This window comes from Fluviicoccus sp. (assembly GCF_030646115.1).
GTDB lineage: Bacteria > Pseudomonadota > Gammaproteobacteria > Pseudomonadales > Moraxellaceae > Fluviicoccus.
This window is the reverse complement of sequence record NZ_JAUSMX010000002.1, coordinates 379,121-394,025: the sequence shown is the minus strand read 5'-3', so window position 1 is coordinate 394,025 and position 14,905 is coordinate 379,121. Positions and strand designations below refer to the sequence as shown.

At 57.3% G+C, this 14,905-nt stretch carries 15 protein-coding genes and 1 tRNA gene; 7 read left to right on the top strand and 9 right to left on the bottom strand.

Features of this window, described 5'->3' with window-relative positions; all coding sequences use genetic code 11:
- Positions 1-112 precede the first annotated feature (112 nt).
- The 4 genes from pheS (at position 113) to Q7T36_RS17950 (ending at position 4,322) form a co-directional block, all read left to right on the top strand.
- Positions 113-1,129, top strand: a complete 1,017-nt coding sequence (gene pheS / locus Q7T36_RS01880) for a phenylalanine--tRNA ligase subunit alpha (RefSeq protein ID WP_304843385.1) — start codon at positions 113-115, stop codon at positions 1,127-1,129.
- A gap of 71 nt (positions 1,130-1,200) precedes the next feature.
- Positions 1,201-3,576 (top strand): phenylalanine--tRNA ligase subunit beta, encoded by a 2,376-nt coding sequence (gene pheT, locus Q7T36_RS01875; protein WP_304843382.1) that lies wholly within the window; start codon positions 1,201-1,203, stop codon positions 3,574-3,576.
- Positions 3,577-3,595: 19 nt separating this feature from the next.
- Positions 3,596-3,898 carry an integration host factor subunit alpha gene (locus tag Q7T36_RS01870; protein WP_304843381.1) on the top strand — a complete coding sequence of 101 codons (303 nt, stop codon included), beginning with the start codon at positions 3,596-3,598 and terminating at the stop codon, positions 3,896-3,898.
- Positions 3,879-4,322, top strand: a complete 444-nt coding sequence (locus Q7T36_RS17950) for a MerR family transcriptional regulator (protein ID WP_370690024.1) — start codon at positions 3,879-3,881, stop codon at positions 4,320-4,322. Before Q7T36_RS01870 ends, Q7T36_RS17950 begins: the two co-directional genes overlap by 20 nt.
- Positions 4,323-4,470: 148 nt before the next feature.
- Here Q7T36_RS17950 and Q7T36_RS01860 read toward each other — a convergent pair.
- The 9 genes from Q7T36_RS01860 to pbpG all read right to left on the bottom strand — a co-directional run bounded on the left by Q7T36_RS01860 (position 4,471) and on the right by pbpG (position 11,423).
- Positions 4,471-4,547, bottom strand: a tRNA-Pro gene (locus Q7T36_RS01860).
- A gap of 64 nt (positions 4,548-4,611) precedes the next feature.
- Positions 4,612-5,058, bottom strand: a complete 447-nt coding sequence (locus tag Q7T36_RS01855; protein WP_304843379.1) for a thioesterase family protein — start codon at positions 5,056-5,058, stop codon at positions 4,612-4,614.
- A 60-nt stretch (positions 5,059-5,118) separates the two neighbouring features.
- The gene (locus Q7T36_RS01850) at positions 5,119-6,393 is read right to left on the bottom strand and encodes a Y-family DNA polymerase (RefSeq protein ID WP_304843377.1); all 1,275 of its coding nucleotides are present in this window, start codon (positions 6,391-6,393) and stop codon (positions 5,119-5,121) included.
- A gap of 11 nt (positions 6,394-6,404) precedes the next feature.
- Positions 6,405-7,013: a LexA family transcriptional regulator gene (locus tag Q7T36_RS01845; RefSeq protein ID WP_304843375.1), complete on the bottom strand. Its 609-nt coding sequence runs from the start codon at positions 7,011-7,013 to the stop codon at positions 6,405-6,407.
- Between the two features lie 118 nt (positions 7,014-7,131).
- Positions 7,132-7,368: an exodeoxyribonuclease VII small subunit gene (gene xseB, locus Q7T36_RS01840; RefSeq protein ID WP_304843373.1), complete on the bottom strand. Its 237-nt coding sequence runs from the start codon at positions 7,366-7,368 to the stop codon at positions 7,132-7,134.
- A complete protein-coding gene (xseA, locus tag Q7T36_RS01835; protein ID WP_304843370.1) occupies positions 7,365-8,954 on the bottom strand; it encodes an exodeoxyribonuclease VII large subunit in 1,590 nt (529 codons plus the stop codon). The genes xseB and xseA overlap by 4 nt, the downstream gene beginning before the upstream one ends.
- A gap of 67 nt (positions 8,955-9,021) precedes the next feature.
- The gene (locus Q7T36_RS01830; RefSeq protein ID WP_304843368.1) at positions 9,022-9,507 is read right to left on the bottom strand and encodes a DUF1289 domain-containing protein; all 486 of its coding nucleotides are present in this window, start codon (positions 9,505-9,507) and stop codon (positions 9,022-9,024) included.
- Positions 9,508-9,593: 86 nt separating this feature from the next.
- On the bottom strand, positions 9,594-10,139 hold the full coding sequence (locus Q7T36_RS01825) for a YecA family protein (RefSeq protein ID WP_304843366.1): 546 nt from the start codon (positions 10,137-10,139) through the stop codon (positions 9,594-9,596).
- A 60-nt stretch (positions 10,140-10,199) separates the two neighbouring features.
- Positions 10,200-11,423, bottom strand: coding sequence for a D-alanyl-D-alanine endopeptidase (gene pbpG, locus Q7T36_RS01820; RefSeq protein WP_304843364.1), 1,224 nt, complete (start codon positions 11,421-11,423; stop codon positions 10,200-10,202).
- A 342-nt stretch (positions 11,424-11,765) separates the two neighbouring features.
- Between pbpG and Q7T36_RS01815 the strand changes: the two genes are divergently transcribed.
- Genes Q7T36_RS01815 through pgsA form a run of 3 tightly spaced genes read left to right on the top strand, consistent with a single transcriptional unit; the run spans position 11,766 to position 14,867 of the window.
- Positions 11,766-12,404: a response regulator gene (locus tag Q7T36_RS01815; protein ID WP_304843362.1), complete on the top strand. Its 639-nt coding sequence runs from the start codon at positions 11,766-11,768 to the stop codon at positions 12,402-12,404.
- A gap of 48 nt (positions 12,405-12,452) precedes the next feature.
- Positions 12,453-14,270: an excinuclease ABC subunit UvrC gene (uvrC, locus tag Q7T36_RS01810; protein ID WP_304843360.1), complete on the top strand. Its 1,818-nt coding sequence runs from the start codon at positions 12,453-12,455 to the stop codon at positions 14,268-14,270.
- A 30-nt stretch (positions 14,271-14,300) separates the two neighbouring features.
- A complete protein-coding gene (pgsA, locus tag Q7T36_RS01805) occupies positions 14,301-14,867 on the top strand; it encodes a CDP-diacylglycerol--glycerol-3-phosphate 3-phosphatidyltransferase (protein ID WP_370690033.1) in 567 nt (188 codons plus the stop codon).
- Positions 14,868-14,905: the final 38 nt, after the last annotated feature.

Below are 14,905 nucleotides of genomic sequence, written 5' to 3'. Positions count from 1 at the left end.
TTCAGGCCGCTTCCCCTTTTTTATTTGTTGGACGGGATTTCCCGGAAATACCCTCGAATTTCATTGAATTGATCGCAGGCCGGACGACTTCCGGTCTGGACAGGAAAGCAACATGAGTGACTTGCAGACGCTGGTCAGTGAAGCACTGGCAACGATTGGGGCCGCCAATGAGGCGGCCATGCTGGAGCAGGTGCGTGTCCAGTACCTGGGCAAGAAGAGCCTGATCACGGAACTGTCCAAGGCCATGGGCCAGATGGATCCTGAAGCCCGGAAGGAGCAGGGCGCCCGTCTGAACGAGGCGCGCAACGCTATTTCCGGCGCCCTGGATACGCGCAAGGCCGCTCTGGTTGAAGAGGCGCTGAACCTGCAATTGGCGTCTGAGCGCATTGACGTGACCTTGCCTGGCCGTGGACAGCCGCCTGCCGGTCTGCACCCGGTCACCCGTGTCATGAACCGCATAACCGAATTCTTCACCCGCTCCGGTTTTGAGGTGGCCTCCGGTCCGGAAGTGGAAGACGACTTCCATAATTTCGAAGCGCTGAACATTCCCTCGCACCACCCGGCGCGGGCCATGCACGATACTTTCTATTTCGATGCCCATCGCCTGCTGCGCACGCATACCTCACCGGTACAGATCCGCACCATGGAACAGCAGCAACCGCCGCTGCGCATCGTCTGCCCCGGTCGTGTATACCGTTGCGATTCCGACCTGACGCATTCGCCGATGTTCCATCAGGTGGAAGGCTTGCTGATTGACGAAAACGTCAGCTTCGCCGAACTGAAACATGTCATCCAGAACTTCCTGCAAGTGTTCTTTGAAAAGGATCTGGCCGTCCGTTTCCGTCCGTCCTATTTCCCGTTCACCGAGCCTTCGGCAGAAGTGGATATGGAGTGCGTGATGTGCAACGGCAAGGGCTGCCGGGTCTGCAAGCACACCGGCTGGCTGGAAGTGCTGGGTTGCGGCATGGTGCATCCGCAAGTGCTGGAAAACTGCGGCATCGACAGCGAACGTTACAGCGGCTTTGCCTTCGGCATGGGCGTGGAGCGTTTCGCCATGCTGCGCTACGGGGTGAACGACCTGCGCTTGTTCTTCGAGAACGACCTGCGTTTCCTCGGTCAGTTCAATTAAAACTGTCGGCATTCATTACGGGGCGACCGCTGCGTCGCCACGAAAGTACGATTTGATATTCAGGAAATATCATGCAAATCAGTGAACAATGGCTGCGGGAGTGGGTGAATCCCTCCCTGTCATCGCAAGACTTGGGCCATCAAATGACCATGGCCGGGCTGGAAGTGGATGCCCTGAATCCTGTCGCCCCTGCCTTTGACCGCGTGTTCGTGGGCGAAGTGCTGTCTGTTGAACCGCATCCCCAGGCCGACCGCCTGCGCGTTACCCACGTCGCTACCGGTGAAGGCGAACCATTGCAGATCGTCTGCGGCGCGGCCAATGTCCGTGTCGGCTTGAAAGCCATGGTGGCCACGATTGGCGCCAAACTGCCCGGTGGTTTTGAAATCAGCAAGGCCAAGCTGCGCGGCGTCGAGTCCTTCGGCATGCTTTGCGCTTCGCAGGAGCTGGGTTTGCAGCCTCCCACCGAAGGCTTGCTGGAACTGCCGGTCGATGCGCCGGTGGGTATGAACATCCGTGAATACCTTAATCTGGATGACAACCTGATTGAACTGGGCATTACCCCCAATCGCGGAGACTGCCTGAGCATTGCCGGATTGGCGCGGGAAGTTGCAACCTTCAACCGTTTGTCGGTCAATGTTCCGGCGATGGAGCCGGTTGCCGCGACTTCGCCTGAAGTGCCGTCTGTTCGTCTGGAAGATGAGGGTTGTCCCCGTTATGTCGGCCGCATCATTCGCGGCATCAACCCGGCGGCTCAGACTCCAGTCTGGATGGCGCGTCGCCTGGAGCGTTGCGGTATTCGTCCGTTGAGCTTGGTGGTTGATGTCACCAACTATGTGCTGGTGGAACTGGGCCAGCCCATGCATGCTTTTGATCTGTCGAAAATTGATGGCGGTATTGTGGTGCGCAAGGCAACGGCCGGTGAAAGCCTAGCGCTGCTTAACGGCCAGTCTGTGGAATTGCGCGCCGATACGCTGGTGATTGCCGATCATGGCAAGGCATTGGCCATGGCCGGGATCATGGGCGGCGAGGGTTCATCTGTCACTGACAGCACGACTGACATCCTGCTGGAAAGTGCCTTTTTCCAACCTTTGGCGCTGGCTGGCAAGGCCCGCAGCTATGGCCTGCATACTGATTCTTCGCACCGTTTTGAGCGCGGCGTGGATTTTGAGTTGCAGCGACTGGCAGTTGAACGAGCCACCCGCCTGATTCTGGATGTGGCCGGTGGTGTGGCCGGTGAAGTGCTGGAAGCCGTCAATGCCTCAGCCTTGCCGGTTCGGGCACCGATTTGCCTGCGTTCCGCCCGGATTGAGAGGTTACTGGGTTTCAGCATGGCTGCAGCTGATATTGAAGATATCCTGCGTCGTTTGGGTATGACGGTTATCGCCGAAGGCACTGACTGGCTGGTGACGCCGCCCGGCTGGCGTTTTGACATGAGCATCGAAGCGGACTTGATTGAGGAACTGGCGCGGGTGCATGGTTATGACAACCTGCCGACACGCGCTCCGCGCATCAGTGTGGATCTGGCTCCCCGTGCTGAGGCATGCCCGACAGCCGCCCTGCAGGACTATCTGGTGGGGCAGGGCTTCCAGGAAGCCATTACCTTCAGCTTTGTCGATCCGAAGATTCAGGCGGTTCTGGACCCGCTGCAGGCCGTGCTGCCCTTGGCCAATCCCTTGTCCAGTGAATTGTCGGTGATGCGCACCACATTGTGGGCGGGCTTGCTGACGGCGGTGGCCTGGAACCAGAACCGCCAGCAGACCCGTGTCCGCCTCTTCGAAGTCGGCAGTCGTTTCCTGCCCAGGGAGGACGGTTCGCTGCATCAGGAAACCATGCTGGCCGGGGTCATTACCGATAGTCTGTTGCCGGAAGGCTGGGCCAACGGCAAGGCCAAAACCGACTTCTTTGATATCAAGTCAAATGTTCAAGGAATTCTTGCACTTACGGCCACTTCTGATAGAGTTGAATTCAAAGCAGGTTCTCACCCCGCTTTGCATCCGGGACAGTCCGCGCAAGTGGTTGACCTGTCTGGAAACGTGATCGGTTGGGTGGGGAAATTGCACCCGCAAGTCCAGCAACGCTTGGATTTGCAAGGGTCGGTCTTTGTTTTTGAGTTGTCGCTGGCCCCGTTGCTGGCGGCCAGGGTGCCATCCTTCCGGGAATTGTCTCGTTTCCCGGGCGTGCGGCGCGACCTGGCGATTGTGCTGGATGCTGTGATCGAGAGCGCGGAAGTCCTGAAAACCGCGCGCGCGGCAGCCGGAGAATTGTTACAAAGTGTGTGGTTGTTCGATGTCTACCAAGGCGCCGGCATCCCGGACGGCAAGCGCAGTCTGGCGATTGGCACGCAATGGCAGCACAACGACCGTACTTTGCAGGATGAAGAAGTCAAAGCCGGTGTGCAGGGTATCCTGGAGGCGCTGGAAAAAGACTTTGGAGCAGTCCTGCGCTAGTTAACGACAAGAGGTGGGCATGACTGCACTGACCAAGGCCGAGATGGCCGAGCATCTTTTTGAGGAGCTTGGTCTGAACAAGCGCGAAGCCAAGGAGTTGGTGGATATTTTCTTCGAAGAAATCCGGCTGGCCCTTGAGCATGGTCAGCCTGTCAAACTGTCCGGGTTCGGGAACTTTGACTTGCGGGAAAAGCGTCAGCGTCCGGGCCGTAATCCGAAGACCGGTGAGGAAATCCCGATTACGGCGCGGCGTGTGGTGACTTTCAAGGCCGGACAGAAACTGAGACAACGAGTGGAAGCTTATGCTAGAACCCAGTCATAACGCCGAACTGCCGGCTATTCCCGGCAAGCGCTATTTCACCATTGGTGAAGTCGGTGACTTGTGTCTGGTGAAGCCGCATGTGCTCCGTTATTGGGAGCAGGAATTTCCCCAGCTCAAGCCGGTGAAGCGTCGTGGCAACCGTCGCTATTACCAGCATGAAGATGTACTGATTATCCGCAATATCCGCAGCCTGTTGTATGAGCAGGGCTACACGATCAGCGGCGCGCGACTGCAATTGCATGATCTCCCCACCCGTGCTTTTGCGGATGCTGAGGAAGTGGAGGTTTCACCGGCGGAGCCGTTGCAGTCACCGGCGGAAGCCTTGCTGGCGTATCAGGCTCAAATCAGCCAGAACATGCTGAGTATTGTCATCAAGGATATGTTACGTGAGCTGGAGGCGGTGGCGTTATTGCTGAAGCAATAAGCCGTCCTGGATTCAGGAAGAACCGCCATTACGGCGGTTTTTTTGATCGCGAGCTGTCTTGATAGCTATTTGTGCGGATTAAAGAGGGTAGCGACCATGGAAAGCAAAAAGGCCAATCATTGCTGATTGGCCTTTTTGCTTAATCTGTTGGTCGGGACGGAAGGATTTGAACCTTCGACCCCTTGCACCCCATGCAAGTGCGCTACCAGGCTGCGCTACGCCCCGAACAGGCCGCTATAATAGCGAATTAGCGGTAATTGTCCAGCGTTTTCAGTGTATTGATGATCAATCATTGGGCAGGCAGATAAGCCTCTACAAATTCCCTGGGCATCCGCCTGGGTTTTCCGGTCTGCAAATCCACCGTGACAAACTGGGTCTTTCCCCTCAAGACGGTTTTACAATCTTGCTCGCGTACGATCTGGTACTCACGAGTGGTGCTGAGCTTGCCGTCATTTGAACTGATCCAGGTGCCTATCCGCAAGCGGTCGCCGGTATGGGTGGGCAACAAGTAGTCCAGTTCATGTTTCCGCACCACACAGCCCACCCCCAGCCGTTGATATGCCGCCATGTCCAGCCCCAAATGGCAGGAGTGCGCCCAAGCGGCTTTTTCCAGCCACTGCAGGTAAGCCACATTATTGGTGTGCTGATATTCATCCTGATGCTCAAGTCCCACTTGCAGGGTAATGATATAGGGACTGTGTACAGTCCAGACGTCATCAAGGGCTGAAAGATTCATGGCTCAGGTTCCTGGAGGTGAGCGCCAAGACTATCAGACAGCCGTCAGCGCAACTACCTGTTATCCAACCCACGGCAACTCCTCCCAACAGGTGGTATACCTCGGTGAACGCAACGCCTGGCGCATGTGCCATTTTGTGCCCAGCAACTCAGTTGCTGTCCTCAGGGTTTCCCGTCCGTATTGCCGGTTAATCCGGTCCAGCGTCTTCAGCAACTGTTCACGCCGCTCATCCGGAGGTTCGGCAAACAGATCAGTCTGTCGAATCAATTCCGGCTCAATGGCTTGCAGGATGACGCCTGCCTTCTGATAGCGGAAGCCAGGTTTGTAGATGCGCTGCAGGCCCTGATTGGCGGCTTTCTGGAAAACCCCGATGTCGTTTGAAGGAACAGTTAGTGTTACGGTTGAATGCGCCGAGTACTGGGGATCGCGGCGGCGGAATGGGCTGGTGCGGATAAATACCGTAATCAGGGTGGCCTTGCTGTGCTGATGACGCAGTTTTTCCACTCCATGGCTGACATGGTTGGCAATGGCCGCTTCCAGGTTTGGCAAATCGCTGATCAGTTCTCCAAAGCTGCGGCTGGAAAGAATCTGCCGCTTGTCCGGGCACACTTCCTCCAGTTCCAGGCAAGGAGTGCCGTTCAGTTCAGCAATGATGCGTTCCATGACCACCCCGAAACTTTTCCGGAGCCCTTTGCTGTCAGCTTTGGCGAGTTGCCTGAGGGTGCGGATGCCGCGAGCTTCCAGTTTGGGGGCGGTGCGATGCCCAACCCCCCAGATTTCACTGACGGGAATGCTGTCAAGCAACAACCCCAAGCTATCCGGTGTCAGTGCGGACAAATTGCAGATGCCTGTATTCAGCCAAGGCGAACGCTTCTTGGCACAGTAATTCGCCAGTTTGGCCAATGTTTTGGTAGCGCCCAGGCCGACGGCTACCGGAATGCCGGTACACTTGCGGATATCCGCCCGCAGCGTCGCGGCATGGGCTTCCGGGTTGGCAATGCCGGTGAAATCCAGAAAGCATTCGTCAATGCTGTAAATCTCTTGATGCGGAGCATAGCGAGACAGGATATTCATCACCCGCCGTGACATGTCGCCATAGAGCGCATAGTTGGAACTGAATACCGCCACCCGATGCCGTTGCAGTTCATGCTTCCATTCATGGTAGGGCGCTCCCATGGGAATCCCCAGCGCCTTCGCCTCGTTGCTGCGTGAGACAATGCAGCCGTCGTTGTTGCTGAGAATCACGATCGGGGTGCCTTCCAGCTTCGGTTGGAAGATGCGCTCACAACTGGCATAGAAATTGTTGCAATCGACCAAAGCCATCAACGGTTGCATGAGGGTGACTCCTAGCGGACAAAGCGGTGAATGGCGTGCGTGACAATGCCCCAAACCTGAAAATCCTGTCCTTCGCGAATGGTGATGGGAGGGAATTTGCGGTTTTCAGGGATCAGGGTGATGCGGGCGCCGCGTTTTTCAAGCCGCTTGACGGTCAGTTCGCCGTCCAGAATGGCGATCACGACATCACCGTCCAGAGCATTCCGGGAGCGGTCAACAATCAGCAGGTCGCCGGTTTGGATGCCGGCATCGATCATGGACTCCCCCTTGACGCGTACCAGAAAGGTACTCTGCCGCTCGGAAATCAGCAGGTGGTTCAGGTCAATATAATCTTCCAGGTAATCGTCGGCGGGTGAGGGGAATCCGGCCACCACGTTTGAACCGGCGAGGGGCAGCAGCAAGGGTATGGCGTTCAAGTCGGGCCGAAAGATATCAATGACCTCCGACGGGAGGCCATGAGCAGGAGCCAAGTCCAGACCGGGAGCAGGTTTACGCGTTTCCAGATAGTTCCGGATATCCGCTACGGCGCTGAGCGGGATGCGCAGGGTGGTGGTTTTCTCCCCGTAAGGTCCTTGTCCGGTCGGGCGACCGGCGCCGGGACGTTTTCCTCCGCTAGGCATGATGTGTTCTCGATGACCGGATGTATTTTGAACAGTGTTGCACTATTCAAACAGGTCATACAAGGAGGATTGTGCTTGAGGCGACAGCCTGTGACGTTCAGGGTCTCCGGGACAGCGGCTACAGGGGGGAATCGGCGTCGTGCGTGTCCGATTCGCCTTGCAGATGGGCTTCCAGCGCCTGTTTGACGGCTTCGATCCGGGCCTTGCATACCTGATAGGCTTTGGCCGACTCCTCAACCAGCGGCACCAGACTGTCAATGTCCAGGTCCTTTTCTTCGCGCAAGCGTTCAGCATTGCGTTGCAGCACCAGGAAATTCTCGTTGAAACTGGTTGACGCTGTCTTGGGCTTGCTCATGTTGTCCTCCGCGCGTGCAGGACGCCGTCCTGCATCTGTACTGAAAAATCCGCCCCGACCGCCACTTGGCCTTGGGTGGTGACGACTCGCCCATCCGTGCGCAGGATCCCGTAGCCCCGTTTCAGGGTTTTCTCCGGCCCCAGGGCCAGAATCACGTGAATCAGATGTTCACAACGGGTTTCTGCATCTTGCAGGTGTAAGGCAGTGCGCTCTTGAACCACCCGCCATTGTTGCTGCAAGCCGGAGGAGGCCGACTGTAAATGGCGGAAGCCAGACTCCCGGCAACCCTGCATCAGATAACCGAGGCGGTCTTCCTGACGCACCAGCAATTGCCGGGCGATACTGATGATTTCGTGCTGGTCCTGTTCCAGCCGTGACTCGCGTCGTTCCAGCAGCAGCGAAGCCCGTGAACGGATGTTGTCCAGATGGCGGCGGCAATCGCGGTCGGCATGTTGCAGCACATGCCCCGCGTGTTCGCGGATGGCCTGCATGCAGTGTTCGGCCTGTCCGGTGGTGTCAGCAATGGTGGTCAGGATCAACTGCGCGACCTTGGAGGGTGTATCGCAACGTCGCGCCGCCACTTCGTCCAGAATGGTGTTGTCGGGTTCATGACCAATACCGGTGATGACAGGCAGCGGATAGCGGCAAATTTGACGCGCCAGGTCTTCGTCATTCAGCCAGAACAGGTCTGCCGCCGAACCGCCGCCGCGAATGATGACCAACGCATCCAGCGGATTCTTGTCGTGCAGTCGCAAGGCCTTATCCATGGCATGCCGGATATCGGCAGCGGCGGACGGCCCTTGAAACGTGGTCTCAAAATAGCTGAACCGGCAGATGCCCAGTCGTTGCAAACGATCCGCCTCAGCGCGGAAATCTCCCAGACTGGCTGCCCCGGACGGGCTGATCACGGCCACATGCTGGAAGTCAGCGGGCAGCAGCAGGCGTTTGTTGTTGAGGAAAATTCCTTCGCCTTTCAGGATGTCACGGATTCGGTTCAGCTTGGCGGCCATGTCACCCAGGGTAAAGGCGCTGTCGATGCCCAGGATATCCAGCTTGAGGCCGAAACGGGGATTGAAGCGCGGCTGCACGGCCAGCAGCAGTTTGATGCCCTCACTGAGGGCGACGCCGGTTTCCAGCTGGAATTTCTGCAGCACGGACTGGTTGTTCCGCCACAGCGTTCCGGAAGAGGAGGCGACAACGACGCCATTGACATCGTGCTCCACCAGTTCCAGAAACCAGTGCCCCTGGCTTTGCTTGACCTGGTTGATTTCCACCCGCACCCACACTGGTTGCGCGTACACGGCTTCGACCGTGGCTTGCATGCGTAGCATGAAGTCCAGCAGGCTCATGCCTTTGGAGGGTGTTCGTTCAACCTGGTAACCGGCATGGTTGTCGGCAGTGCCAAGCGGCGCGGCAGAAGGTGCGGTGGACTCGGCATGCAGTTCGGTGATGATCCAGCGTCGAAAGGGGCCAAGGTCATCGACTTGCACATACCACTTGCGTTCCATGGGGTCCCAGCGCGCCCCCAGGGACTTGGCCTGGTCTTTCTCGGGAAAGGGAACATGCAGGTAAGTGCGCAGTGCCATGGAGGAAAAGTGCCGTCAAAGGTCTGAAGTCTATACTGCCCCGCTGACCCGTAAAACGCAATCAGCCTCAGGATGCGTCGGGAAATTTTGAAAACAGGTCCGATGAGCCTTCCGGTGTGGTCATGCGGGTGGCTCGCAGGAAGTCGCGCTCGTAATAGGCATCGGCCAGGGAATAAAGATGGGTCTGGATATCCATGATCCGGTAACCCGGCAGCAGCCTGAAACCACAATTATCGAGGCTGAGGTGACGCCGTTCGGCATGTCGCAACAAGTTGTAGATGTTGTGCCAGATATTCCCGGAACGGTAGGGCAACCGATAGTAGAGTACCGCGCTATCCACACCCTGCGCGTCTTCCACCTGCACGTATTGCGGCACAATCTGCGACACCAGTTGTTCCAGGCGCTGCCAGACGATGGATTTGTCATCGTCTCCGTAACGGTTCCAGTCAATGATCTCGTGCACAAAGCGCAGACAGCCCCGGCAGACCGTGTCACCAAAGACGGTGGAGCACTGTCCGATACAGGGTGTGTTGTAGCGTCGGGTTTCCTTCATGAACCGGCCTTGTCTGCAGAGGTTTTGCGGCAGTGTAGGGGGCGTCCGGCCGCAGGGGCAGGGGACATGCGCCCTACAGGCGGGCCTCAAACATTGCGCGGAGCGTGAAACAGCAGGTAAATCTCGCTGAGGATTTCAGGAATCTGCCGCACCAGTTGCATCATCAGTTTCGGCTGGCGACGCATTTGCTCCAGTTCGGGATCCTCCACCAAGCCGCTGACAGTCACCATCGGCAGGGTCAATTCAGCCACATGTTCCTCATCACGGACATACCAGGCTTCCTCCTGACTGAAAACGCCTTCCATGAAGCCGATGCACCAGTCGGTCAGTTCATTGCCATCCTTGGTGGAGGAGAATTGCAGGGTGCAGGGCAGCTCCAGGGGTTGTTCGTGATAGAGGCAGGCATGCAAGCTCTTCTGCCAAGCCAGCAGGTCGGCCACCAGATCGGCCGGGACTTCGCCCTCAAACAGCACGTCCAGCCATTCACTGGATTCACGAACCGGGCCGACGGTCACCGCACACAGAAAGCCGTGGGTGCCACAAAAATCCAGACCGTGTTCATTGTCGTCGCCGTCCAGAAAGTCTTCCAGACGGACCAGGGCCGATTCCGGCAGGGCATAGAGTTCATGCATGTTGGCGAGTCTCCCAAAGAAAAAGCCCCTGCGGCGAGGGGCTTTTCATTATGCCGGAATTCAGACAACCGGCGGCAGGTTTTTATTGGGGCGGTTGGCGGAGAAAGCCGACTCCAGCCACTTCTTCACCCGCTGGGCGTCGCCGATGCGGGTGTATTTGCCCCAAGAGTCCATCAGCACAATCACCACCGGTTGAGACTTGATGCGGGCCTGCATCACCAGACAACGACCGGCTTCATTAATGAAGCCGGTCTTGGACACGGCAATGTCCCAGTCATCGTTTTTCACCAACGAATTGGTGTTGCGGAACTGTTGAACCTGGCCGCGAATGGCGACAGCGTGTTCGGTTGTGGTGCTGAAACGATGAATCAGGGGATAACGCGTGGATGCCTGCACCATTTTGACCAGATCAATCGGGGAGGCGACATTGGCGCTGTTGAGGCCGGTGCCGTCTTCGAAGCGAGCATTTTCCATGCCGATAGCCTTGGCCTTGCGGTTCATGGCAGCAACTGCAGCTTGCACGCCGCCGGGATAGGAGCGGGCGAGGGCATGGGCAGCCCGGTTTTCGGAAGACATCAGCGCCAGCAGCAGCAATTCGGCGCGGGAGAGCACGGTGCCTACGGCCAGGCGCGAAGTCGTGTTGCGCAGGTGATCGACGTCTTCACTGGAGATCGTGATCGGCTCATCCAGCGGCAGTTTGGCGTCCAGCACCACCATAGCCGTCATCAGTTTGGTGATGGAGGCAATCGGCATGGTGCGATTAGTGTTCTTGGCATAAAGAATCTGGCCGTTTTCCGCATTCATGATCAGCGCGGCGCGGGACTCCAGGTTCAAGGCTGTCTTGGCGTCATCGGCCTGGGCAATCTGCGGAGCGGCGATGACACGGGGCGCCAGCACCTGGCCTGAAGTGGCTAGTTTGCGGACCGGGATGCGGTTTCCGGAGGCCTTGGCAACGCGTGAAGTCTTACCGGTGCGGGAAATACGCGACAGTTTTTGCTTGTTGCGTTCCTGACGTGCCAGTTCGCGATCAGCCTTGGTGCGTTTCTTGGCGACAACCGGCTTGGCCTTTTTGGTGGAAACCACGCGGTCATTCTTGCCGTCACGGCTTTTTTTTGCGGTAACGGCCTTCTTGCTGCTGCTCTTGTCTTTCTGGACGACTTTGGCGGCCTGTTTGCGGTTTTTGTTTTTGTCGTGATTGTCGCTGGCGGCTTGTCCAGAAAAGGACAAGGTCAAGGCCAATACGCCGGTCACGACGGCTTGCCACAGGGTCGAACGTGCTTTCATGGTTGAGCACCTTAATTTCAAAATAACAAAAACCCCGACCAGACCTCCGGTCTCCGGGCTTTGCGACATGCCTGTTGCACGAATGTACATCCTGATTCCAAGCATGGCTCACTTTTGCCTGTATGCAAAGAGCATGACAGCGCAAAACAAGATTTTGTAACAAAGTTTCTGATAAACGGCGGGCGGCAAATACCGCCTGAATTTCTGGCAGTTATTTGGCCGGTTGTGTGTGATAGTCAGCCGCTAAAGGACTGTTTTAATGTAAATTCGTATATTATGGTAATGACAGGCGTGCGAATTGCGACAAGGCGCACGTTTTTCCAGCCGATTTCGGGGTGAGCATTGATCAAGGTGTTGGTGGTTGACGATCATGACCTTGTACGCATGGGGATTTCCCGCATGCTGGCCGATGTCCGTGACATTAGTGTAGTGGGGGAGGCCTGCAGCGGTGAGGACGCCCTGCGGATGGTGCGCGAGCTGAAACCGCATGTGGTGCTGATGGATATCCAGATGCCGGGTATCGGGGGGCTGGAAGCCACCCGCAAGTTACTTCAGGCACATCCGGATGTCCATATCCTTGCAGTGACTGCCTGCAACGAGGAACCCTTGCCCTCCATGTTAATGAAAGCCGGCGCTTCCGGCTATGTCACCAAGGGTACGCCGCTGCCCGATATGCTGGCGGCCATTCGCAGCGTCAGTGTCGGGCAACCTTATCTCAGTTCCGATGTGGCCCAGGAAATCGCAATCAATTCCCTGCAGAAAACCGAAACTCCGTTTGATGTCCTTTCCGAGCGGGAAGCGCAGGTGGCCTTGATGATTGTCAATTGCCAGAATAATCAGGAAATTGCCGACCGGTTGAATGTCAGCCCCAAGACCATCAGTACCTATCGCGCCCGTATTTATGAAAAACTGCGTATCGACAGTGATGTCAAGCTGACCCTGATGGCCTTGCGTCATGGCCTGCTGCAGAATGATAAATAACATTTGCCGTCCGGATCCGCTGCCGGACACTGTTTCAGGCCGTAAGGAATGACCGGGGCCGCCGAACGCATCGCCGCCATACTCGCCACCCTGCCGCTGAAGCCCGGCGTTTACCGTATGCTGGGTGCGGAGGGAGAAATCCTCTATGTTGGTAAGGCCAAGACCCTGAAGTCCCGCGTCAGTTCCTATTTCCAGAAGAATATCACGCACCCCAAAACCCTGGCGCTGGTGGCGCGGATTACCGATATTGAACTGACCGTCACGTCTTCTGAAATTGAAGCTCTGCTGCTTGAGCAGACCCTGATCAAAACTCACAAGCCGCCCTTCAATATCCTGCTGCGGGATGACAAGTCCTATCCCTATATTGTCATGTCCGGAGATAGTCCGTTTCCCCGTCTGGGCTGGCAACGCGGCAGGTCGGCCAAGGGCGGCAAGGTATTCGGTCCTTATCCGGGCGCCAAGGCGGTCTATGAAACACTGGAGTTGCTGCAAAAAGTATTTCAGGTTCGCCAGTGTGATGAAAACACCTTCCGTAACCGTGACCGACCCTGCCTCCAATTCCAGATCAAGCGTTGCCGGGCACCTTGTGTCGGGCTGGTCAGCCCGGAGGCATATGCGGAAGATGTGCAGAATACCGTGCGATTCCTGCAGGGCCGCAATCCGGAAATCCAGGAACAGTTAATAGTCAGGATGGAGGAGGCTTCAGCCAACTGGCAATTTGAACAGGCCGCCCTGTTCCGTGATCGTTTGCAGGCTTTGAAGCAGATTCAGGCCCGGCAGGCGGTTTACTGCGAGCAGGGCGAAGCTGATGTCTTCGCTCTTGCCACCCAAGCCGGTATTGTCGCCGTGACGGTACTGTTTGTGCGCGGCGGGCGGGTGCTGGGCAGCAAGGCTTATTTTCCGGAATCGGCGGAGGAGGATCCGGATGTCATTCTCGCCGAGTTCATGGCCGGTTTTTACTGGCAACAGGAGCGGGATCTCCCCGAGGAAATTCTGGCGGACCGTGACATGGAAGAGGCTGGCGACTTGCTGGCTGAGGCGTTCCACCAACGCTATGGCAAGCGGATTGCCGTGCGTCACCGGGTTCGTGAAACGCGGGCCGCCTGGGTGGATCTGGCGCGGCTGAATGCGGCGGAATCACTGAAGGCGCGACTGGCGAACCGCATTCATTTGTCGGCGCGCATGGCGGCCCTGCAGGAAGCGCTGGCGCTGGAACAACTGCCTGCCCGCATGGAATGCTTTGATATCAGTCATTCGCAGGGGGAGGCCACCGTGGCTTCCTGCGTGGTGTTCGATAGTGAAGGGCCGCGCAAGCGGGACTATCGGCAGTATCTGATCCGTGATATTACTCCCGGCGATGACTATGCTGCGATGGAGCAGGCGCTGACCCGCCGCTTCGGCCGCAACAGCAGCGATGCCGTCTTGCCGGACATCCTGTTTATTGATGGCGGCAAGGGACAACTGGCGCAAGCCATCCGTGTCCTGGACCTGCTGGACATCCGGTCGGTGCTGCTGGTCGGCATTGCCAAGGGGGAAGGCCGCAAGCCGGGCCTGGAAACCCTGCATTTTGTCGATGGCCGCGAGCCCTTGCACTTGCCGGCGGATCATCCCGGACTGCATGTAATCCAGCATATCCGGGATGAGGCGCATCGTTTCGCGATTACCCGCCACCGCGCCAAGCGTGACAAGAAGCGGCGCGAATCCCCGCTGGAGTCCATTCCCGGACTGGGCCCGAAGCGCCGTCGCGACTTGCTGAACCATTTTGGCGGGCTGCAGGAAATGGAAAAAGCCAGTATCCAGGATCTGGCCGGTGTGCCGGGAATAGGAACAGCTCTGGCCGAAACGATTTACGCTGCATTACACTAGGAACCCTATATGGATGGCGGAGACAAAGCCTTGCCTGCCCCGACGCTGTGGAATATACCCAATCTGCTGACACTGGCGCGGGTGGCGCTAATTCCGGTGCTGGTGATGCTGGCCTATTGGCCGGTGGCTTTCGGATTCCAGAACCTGCTGGTGGCCGGTATCTTCCTGATCGCCGCCATTACCGACTGGTTTGATGGTTATCTGGCGCGGGCCTGGAACCAGACCTCAGCCTTTGGCCGTTTTCTGGACCCGGTGGCGGACAAGCTGATGGTGGCCGCAGCTCTGGTGGTGTTGGTGCAGTGGCATCCCAATGTCTTCATGGTAATCGCCGCCATAGTCATTATTTCCCGGGAAATCACCATTTCCGCCTTGCGTGAATGGATGGCGGAAATCGGCAAACGCGCCAATGTTGCGGTATCCTCCATTGGTAAATGGAAGACCACCGCCCAGATGGCGGCCATTACCGTATTGCTGCTGCGCGATCCGCGCCTGGACTGGCCGGGCTACATCCTGCTGTATGTCGCAGTCGGTCTGACCCTGTGGTCCATGATCATTTACCTGAAGGCGGCTTGGCCATATTTGAAGCAGTCAGACTGAATCAGGCTTGACGGCCCGGAAAAAACGTCTAGAATAGA

Coding starts and splice junctions, on each gene's coding strand:
- pheS (WP_304843385.1), top strand. CDS start 113: ATGAGTGACTTGCAGACGCTGGTCAGTGAAGCACTGGCAACGATTGGG.
- pheT (WP_304843382.1), top strand. CDS start 1,201: ATGCAAATCAGTGAACAATGGCTGCGGGAGTGGGTGAATCCCTCCCTG.
- Q7T36_RS01870 (WP_304843381.1), top strand. CDS start 3,596: ATGACTGCACTGACCAAGGCCGAGATGGCCGAGCATCTTTTTGAGGAG.
- Q7T36_RS17950 (WP_370690024.1), top strand. CDS start 3,879: ATGCTAGAACCCAGTCATAACGCCGAACTGCCGGCTATTCCCGGCAAG.
- Q7T36_RS01855 (WP_304843379.1), bottom strand. CDS start 5,058: ATGAATCTTTCAGCCCTTGATGACGTCTGGACTGTACACAGTCCCTAT.
- Q7T36_RS01850 (WP_304843377.1), bottom strand. CDS start 6,393: ATGCAACCGTTGATGGCTTTGGTCGATTGCAACAATTTCTATGCCAGT.
- Q7T36_RS01845 (WP_304843375.1), bottom strand. CDS start 7,013: ATGCCTAGCGGAGGAAAACGTCCCGGCGCCGGTCGCCCGACCGGACAA.
- xseB (WP_304843373.1), bottom strand. CDS start 7,368: ATGAGCAAGCCCAAGACAGCGTCAACCAGTTTCAACGAGAATTTCCTG.
- xseA (WP_304843370.1), bottom strand. CDS start 8,954: ATGGCACTGCGCACTTACCTGCATGTTCCCTTTCCCGAGAAAGACCAG.
- Q7T36_RS01830 (WP_304843368.1), bottom strand. CDS start 9,507: ATGAAGGAAACCCGACGCTACAACACACCCTGTATCGGACAGTGCTCC.
- Q7T36_RS01825 (WP_304843366.1), bottom strand. CDS start 10,139: ATGCATGAACTCTATGCCCTGCCGGAATCGGCCCTGGTCCGTCTGGAA.
- pbpG (WP_304843364.1), bottom strand. CDS start 11,423: ATGAAAGCACGTTCGACCCTGTGGCAAGCCGTCGTGACCGGCGTATTG.
- uvrC (WP_304843360.1), top strand. CDS start 12,453: ATGACCGGGGCCGCCGAACGCATCGCCGCCATACTCGCCACCCTGCCG.